This window comes from Actinomadura soli (genome assembly GCF_005889715.1).
GTDB classification, from domain to species: Bacteria; Actinomycetota; Actinomycetes; order Streptosporangiales; family Streptosporangiaceae; genus Spirillospora; species Spirillospora soli.
The window spans coordinates 1-6,569 of sequence record NZ_VCKW01000359.1 but is presented as its reverse complement, the minus strand read 5'-3'; the positions used below and the strand labels follow the sequence as shown (position 1 = coordinate 6,569).

Below are 6,569 nucleotides of genomic sequence, written 5' to 3'. Positions count from 1 at the left end.
ACGCTCGGCCGGGGCCGGGGAGCCGCCCGCAGTGCGGCCCTGCCGCACAGGACCGCCAGTGCCCAGAGGGCGAGGGCCGCCAGCACGGCCCAGAGCAGCCCGGCCATGGCGTAACGGGCGAGGACGGCGACCGGCGCGCCCACGGCCAGCGCCAAGGCCGGGACCCTGGCCGCGCCCCGGCACGTCAGCGTCCACCAAAGCGCGGCCGCCGTGACCGCCAGCCCGGCGGCCCCGATCGCCAGCAGCGTGAGGGCCCTCAGCCCGGCGGACAGCAGCAGCGTCATCACGGCTGCGGACGCGAACAGCAAGCACAGCCTCGCGGCCGGGTGCGGCCGCCCGGACAGGCGCCTTACCAAGGTGTCTGGCACGGCCTGATCGCACCATCGCACGAGCCCGCCGCACATCACCTGACGCGGGTGACGCCGCAGCCGCCCGGTGCCCCGCCCCCGCTCGCCGGTGCCGTCAGTGGGTGAGTATCACCTTGAGCGCGACGATGATCATGCCGAGCAGCAGGCTGACCACCGCGGACATGACGATCAGGCGTCCACCGGCGTGCGCCCTGGCACCCGCCGCCACGGTCCAGCCGACCTGCCCGCCGAGGGCGACGAACAGGGCCGCCCAGGACGCCGTCGCGTCGGACAGGCCGATGAGCCCGCAGCAGGCGGCGGCCGCCGCGGGCGGAACGGCCGCCTGCGCCAGCGGCCACTCGCGCCGGCCGACCGACCGGATCTCCGGCCAGTCCAGCCGCCGGCCGTGCTGCCGGTCACCGACGAGGCTGGCGTACACGTGTGCCAGCCAGAACACCAGCCCGGTCGCGAACAGCAGGGCGACGACCGTCGCAGCGGGGGCGGGATCATGCCGCGGGCTCGCGCCCACGATGACGGACGCGGCCAGCAGCGAGCCGTACACGGCGCCCGAATAGTCGGCGCGCTCCCGGTCGTCCGGTCCGGCGGCCGCCCGCCGCCGCCCTGCCATTCGCCGTACGTCCATCCGTTCTCCCGCTTTTCCGATGCCGGGCTCCAGGCTCCTCGCCGGCGACGGCCGTGGCATCCGCGCCGCGCCCGGTCACCGCGATCTGACGAAAGATGCCGTCAGGCGCGGCTCCATACGGCCGGTCGCTCCCGCTCGTAGCGCGCCATGACGTTCATGATCGCGCCGGCGTCACGGCCACCGCGCAGGAGGGCCGCCATGACGCGCATCGGCTGGTCGACGTGGTCGAAGAACTCCCGGTATCCCGCGCACAGGTAGTTCAGGCCGGGCTCCCCGTCCGGCGACTCGGCGAACCGGTCGGCCGGACGGCCCCCCTCGCAGGCGAACAGGACCGGGCAGCAGCGGCAGTCGAGCGGCAGCCGCTCCCCTCCGGCGCGTGCCGCCCGGGGCCGCCGCGTCGCGGTCGACCAGGCCGCCAGCGTGTCCTCGAAGATCTTGACGAACTGCCTGCCGACGTCGCGGCGCACCCATTCGTCGAACACCGCCACGAGGAAGGCGCCCCACTGCTCCGGGGTGATCGTCCGCTCGGAGACGGTGGCCGGGCCCGCCCGCAGGTGCCCGCCGCGCCGGACAGGGGCGGAGCGTTCCACGATGGGGAGGAACTGGACGTGCCGTACCCCGATCTCGTCCCGGAAGCACCGGTAAAGCTCCTGCGGACGGCCGGCGTTGCCGGCGTGCACGCGGCAGACGACATTGCAGTCCACCCCGTGCCTGCGCAGCAGCTGGGCTGCGCCGAGTATCCGCCGGTGCGCCAGCGCGACGCCTTCAGCGGAGGTCTGGGCGGCCAGGTCGCCGTCCACCGAGAGCCCGACGAGCACGTCCCGCTCGGCGAGGAACCGGCACCACGCGTCGTCGAGCCGGGCGCCGGTCGTGCACAGCTCATGCTCGACCTCCGCCCCTGGACCCGCGTGCCGTTCGGCGCTCTCGACGGCCTTCCGGAAGGCACCGAGGCTCACCGGGTCTCCGCCATCGTCCACCCAGGTCACCGTGCGCTTGCGCTGCCCGCTGGGATGTGGCGCCGGCCGCCGGCGCCACCCGCGGGCCGAGATGGACACCATGGGCCCGTCGCATGCGAGCCAGCGCTGCGCGGCATGCCGGTCGTCCGCAAGGGGACCGCTCCGTTCCAGTGACATGGCGGTCCTCTCGTCCATGACCTCTTCATCGGACGCGGCCAACGCTCCTCGCACCCGGTGGCCTCGGGATCACCCAGACCAGGTGGTTCCGGCCCGCCGACCTGGACCTGCCGCGCCGCACCCCGGTCAGGGGCTCATCGCCTCCGCGGATGGACCGCGGCAAGACATAGGGCCGAAATGACCAATATCGAATTCGCGCGCACACTGTTCCATTTCCGCTACCAGCTGCACGGATATCATGCCCGCGCCAGGCAGTTCGGCGACGATATTCACGCTGCCCGGCAGCATGTTCGTGGGCGGCCAAATCGTCCGTTACGACCCTGATCGCGGGCTCTGTCGCTCGGGCCGTACGCCAGAAGAGGCGCGCCCGATCCGGAGTATGGACGCTGGATACGGTCCCAACTGGACCGGAAAACGTCGCATCTCCTGACACCCCTGTCATAACTGAGACCACTCCTGTATCTTTGTCTTGAGGGGGCGGTCTTTTTGGAGTATGCCTTTGCCGGGTTTGGGAGGATGGGGTGGGCGATCTCGGATCCGTGGCCATCGCCGGGAAGCTTGATGCGGATCTGGTATCACCCGAAGGCGGCGCTCTCGCCATCGTGGAACATGGATTGCTCATTGCCTGCGACCGGCCGGACGACATGACAGAACGAGATAATTCCTGGCTGGACGAGGTTTTCGAGCGCTATGGCGTGACCGCTCTCCCGCCGCCCTCCTATATCGCCGAGGGCGAGCTCGCGGGCTGGCGATGCTGGATTCTGGAGTTGGAGAACCACCCCTGAAGCCTGCTTTGGAGCGCACCCCCCGGTCCTGGGACCGGGGGGTGCTGATCCGCGGGACGTCCGCCCCATCCGGCGAGTGCGGGATCGCCGGAGCCCCCCGTGACGGACGCTGACCCGCTGGCCGCGCCGGCGCAGGCTCACCGGCGCGACGCCCCGGAGCGGCCTGGTCCCGACCCGGGCGATGGCCGCTCGTTCGGCAGCCGGGCCGATCTGCTCCCTACCCCCGAAAGAAGCAGACCGGCCCATCACCACGGCGTGACCATCTATCTTGCCCGAACCGTTTCCGGCCCCGGTAAGAACGACTATAGCCCATGTAACAATCTTCGGCAAACTGGTCGACCCGGGAGAGAAATGAACCGTGCCAAGTGAGGCGTCCAGACGCAGGGTGCACTCAGCTCAGCGAGCGGCGTGCACGCGCTTGCCGCCGGAGACGCCACGGGAGCCGGCATGCACCCGGCGGATCTGCTCGGTCGGCAAAACAGATCGCTGGCTCTCCCGCAGCGGAGACCGGCGGCCCAAAATTCGAAGAGGCCCTCCACAGCGGCCGACGCCGGAACAGCCCCTCAGGGTGCTCGGCCCGGTCGAGTAAGAAAGACGCCACGCGTCTCAACCGCCGGCACGAGATTCCGGCGTCCGACACCACAAAACTCGGGGTACGTCACACCGGCATGGAAACTTAACCGGCGATCTCCTCGCCGGGCAGGATCGTCTCGACCAGGACGCGTGCCTGCCGCGCGGGCCCGTCGATACCCAGCGCCTGAACCGAGGCATAAGCGCCTTCCATGATCAGCGTGAGGTGGTCGGCCAGCAGGGCCGGATCCTCGACGTGGTCCAGCTGCCGGGTGAGCTCGTTGAGTTGCGCGTGGACCCACGTCTTCATCGCGACCGCCTGCTGGTGACCGGCGACCTGGGCGTCCGGGTACTCCGCCAAGGCCATGAGGAAGGGGCACCCGCGACAGGTGCCGGGTTGGATCTGCACCAGGAGCGCGTCGAACAGCGCCAGGATCCGCTCCCGCGCGCTGCGCCCGTCAGCCCGTGTGACTTGCGTGAGCCACTCCCGGTAACCCTGATCGGCGCGTTCGACATAGGCGGCGATGAGGTCTTCCTTGGACGCGAACAGCCGGTAGAGCGTGGTCGGAGCGACCCCCGCCTCGGCTGCGATCTTGTCCACCCCAACGGCCCGGATGCCCTGCCAGTAGAACAGGTCGTGCGCCACTGCCAGCACGTGCTCTCGCGTCTGAGTCGACGTACGGCGCCGTGTAACCCGTTGTTCGGCCACGTCGAGGAGCCTACCCATGCTAGGGAAGGCTCCCTAACAGAAGTGAACCGGATCACATTCGCTTGCGGACCCCACCATGTTAGGGAACGATCCCTAACATTGCTGGCGTGCCTACGAAAGGGTCCACGATGCCTGATCTGACTGGCAAGACGGCGCTGGTGACGGGAGCCTCGCGCGGCATCGGGCGTTCGGTCGCCCAACGCCTGGCCGCCGATGGTGCGCTGGTCGCGGTGCACTACGGCACCAACGAGGCCGCCGCGAACGAAACCGTGGCGACGATCCAGAAGTCAGGCGGGGACGCGTTCGCCGTCCGCGCGGAGCTCGGCGTGGACGGCGACGTGGACGCGCTGTTCGCCGGGCTTGAAAGCGGACTGGACGGGCGGCCCCTGGACATCCTGGTGAACAACGCCGCGATCATCGACTACGACGCCACCATCGAAAAGGTCACGCCCGCGGCCTATGACCGGCAGTTCGCGGTCAACGTGCGAGCGCCCCTGTTCATCACCCAGCGTGCGCTTCCCCTGATGCGCGACGGAGGCCGCATCATCAACGTCTCCTCGGGCGTCACGTGGTTCGCCACTCCTGAGATCACCTACGCCATGACCAAGGGCGCCCTGAACGTTTTCGGCCGGTCGCTCGCGCAGAGCCTCGGCGGGCGCGGCATCACGGTCAACACCGTCTCCCCGGGCATCACCGAAACCGACATGAACGGCTGGCTGCGCGATCCGCAGGCGACGCAGCACGTCGCCGGAATGATCGCACTCGGCCGGCATGGCCAGCCCGCCGATGTCGGCGACGCCGTGGCGTTCTTCGCCTCAGCGGACGCCCGCTGGATCACCGGCCAGGTCCTTGAGGTCAACGGCGGCCTCCTCCTGGGCCCTCCCGCCGGATACGCCGGTTAGTCGTAGCGATCGGCAGGTGGGCGATGGAAGCGTCCAGCCAGTCGAAGTAGCGGCGGACGGCAGCGCGGGCGGGGTGGCCTGAAGCGGCGCTCATCAGATTCTGAAAGAAGCATGAGCAGCGTCCGCCGGCGGTGGGGCCACTCACCGGTGCTGCTTACCGTGTGTACATGGACTCGGGCGCGCAGGGCCGCAGAGCCTGGATTCTGGTCGTGGACGACGAGCCCGCGGTCCGCGAGTCGCTGTCGAGCAGCCTGGAGTTCGAGGGGTACCGCGTCGTCGAGGCGGCCGACGGCGTCATGGCCCTGGACCAGGTCGAGCGGGAGGCCCCCCGACCTGGTCGTCCTGGACGTTCTCATGCCGCGTTTGGACGGCCTGACCACCTCCCGGCGGCTGCGCGCCCTCGGTGCCACGATGCCGGTGCTCACGCTCGCCGCCCGTGACATGGTCGGGGACCGTGTCACCGGGCTGGACGCCGGCGCCGACGACTACCTCGCCAAGCCGTTCGTGCTGGACGAGCTCCTCGCCCGCGTGCGGGCCATGCTGCGCCGCTCCGCGATGAGCGCGGGCGGTCGCGGGGACGGTGTTCTGACCTTCGACGACCTGTCGGTGAACACCGTGACTCGCGAGGTCGTCCGCGCCGGGAAGTCTTTAGAGCCGACCCGTACCGAGTACATGTTGCTGGAGTTGTTCCTCGCCCACCCCCGCCAGGTCCTCACCCGTGAGCGGACCCTGGAGACCGTAAGAGGGTTCGACTTCGAACCCGCGTCCAACTCCCTGGACGTGTACGTGATGTACCTGCGGCGCAAGACCGAGGCGGGCGGGCTGCCCCGGCTGGTGCACGCCGCCCGCGGCGTCGGGTGCGTGCCGCGGACGGCGGCGTCCCCATGACCGGCCGGCCGCCGGTGACGCGGAGGCCCAGGATCCACTACTTCATCGGCAGCGGACGCGGCGGCATGGCGAATGGGTCGCCACGCACTACACCGCCACTACCGTCGCCGGCGCCACTCTGTACGACCTCAAGGCGCCCGCCGGGGACCGTCCCGCAGGATGTCCTCGTAGAGGGTCGTCGCCCGGCCGAATCCGGCGACCCCGTCGAACCCGGCGTTTCCATTGAACTGCGCCTCGCCGAACCTGGCGCTTCCCGAGAAGGCCGCGCCGCTGAATCCGACGTCCCCCGAGAAGGTCGCCCCACCGAACCACGTGTCTCCGGTGAACGCGTCCCGAGGAGCCTGGCGCTTCCGGAGAAGGTGGCGTGGTCGAACGTCGCGGTGTGGAGGCGGCAGTCGACCAGGGTGGCGCCGGTCAGGTCCAAAGAGATGTCCTCCTAGTGGACGTCGGCGTCGACGTGCAGGTGGCGGTGCAGGATGCGTTGCGCGGTGAGACGGACCTGGAGTTCCTCGTACGCCGGGCCCGCCGGGCCCGCCGGGCCCGCCGGTTCGGCAGGGGCGAGCTGGCCGACGCGGGCGGCACAGTAGTGGGC

The 6,569-nt window shown here is 70.2% G+C and carries 8 protein-coding genes; 3 read left to right on the top strand and 5 right to left on the bottom strand.

Translation table 11 applies throughout. The annotated features are described in order from the left end of the window. From ETD83_RS38030 to ETD83_RS38020, 3 genes are all read right to left on the bottom strand, one after another. Positions 1 to 368, bottom strand: a 368-nt coding sequence (locus ETD83_RS38030) for a hypothetical protein (RefSeq protein ID WP_407921549.1), incomplete at its 3' end; no start/stop codon positions are given. Positions 369 to 462: 94 nt separating this feature from the next. Continuing rightward, on the bottom strand, positions 463 to 990 hold the full coding sequence (locus tag ETD83_RS38025; RefSeq protein ID WP_205718111.1) for a hypothetical protein: 528 nt from the start codon (positions 988 to 990) through the stop codon (positions 463 to 465). A 101-nt stretch (positions 991 to 1,091) separates the two neighbouring features. Further along, complete coding sequence (locus ETD83_RS38020; RefSeq protein WP_138650042.1) at positions 1,092 to 1,967, bottom strand: hypothetical protein; 876 nt, start codon at positions 1,965 to 1,967, stop codon at positions 1,092 to 1,094. A 677-nt stretch (positions 1,968 to 2,644) separates the two neighbouring features. Here ETD83_RS38020 and ETD83_RS38015 point away from each other — a divergent pair. After that, a complete protein-coding gene (locus tag ETD83_RS38015; RefSeq protein WP_138650041.1) occupies positions 2,645 to 2,908 on the top strand; it encodes a hypothetical protein in 264 nt (87 codons plus the stop codon). 676 nt (positions 2,909 to 3,584) lie between these two features. On the opposite strand, the gene ETD83_RS38010 is transcribed toward ETD83_RS38015, so the two are convergent. After that, a complete protein-coding gene (locus tag ETD83_RS38010; RefSeq protein ID WP_205718110.1) occupies positions 3,585 to 4,187 on the bottom strand; it encodes a TetR/AcrR family transcriptional regulator in 603 nt (200 codons plus the stop codon). Between the two features lie 128 nt (positions 4,188 to 4,315). Between ETD83_RS38010 and ETD83_RS38005 the strand changes: the two genes are divergently transcribed. Beyond that, positions 4,316 to 5,089 carry an SDR family NAD(P)-dependent oxidoreductase gene (locus tag ETD83_RS38005; protein WP_138650039.1) on the top strand — a complete coding sequence of 258 codons (774 nt, stop codon included), beginning with the start codon at positions 4,316 to 4,318 and terminating at the stop codon, positions 5,087 to 5,089. Between the two features lie 354 nt (positions 5,090 to 5,443). Then, on the top strand, positions 5,444 to 5,977 hold the full coding sequence (locus ETD83_RS38000; protein ID WP_456236759.1) for a response regulator transcription factor: 534 nt from the start codon (positions 5,444 to 5,446) through the stop codon (positions 5,975 to 5,977). A gap of 128 nt (positions 5,978 to 6,105) precedes the next feature. Here ETD83_RS38000 and ETD83_RS46225 read toward each other — a convergent pair whose 3' ends face one another. Then, positions 6,106 to 6,372, bottom strand: a complete 267-nt coding sequence (locus ETD83_RS46225; RefSeq protein WP_407921550.1) for a pentapeptide repeat-containing protein — start codon at positions 6,370 to 6,372, stop codon at positions 6,106 to 6,108. Between the last annotated feature and the right edge of the window lie 197 nt (positions 6,373 to 6,569).

Coding starts and splice junctions, on each gene's coding strand:
- ETD83_RS38000 (WP_456236759.1), top strand. CDS start 5,444: ATGCCGCGTTTGGACGGCCTGACCACCTCCCGGCGGCTGCGCGCCCTC.
- ETD83_RS38005 (WP_138650039.1), top strand. CDS start 4,316: ATGCCTGATCTGACTGGCAAGACGGCGCTGGTGACGGGAGCCTCGCGC.
- ETD83_RS38025 (WP_205718111.1), bottom strand. CDS start 990: ATGGACGTACGGCGAATGGCAGGGCGGCGGCGGGCGGCCGCCGGACCG.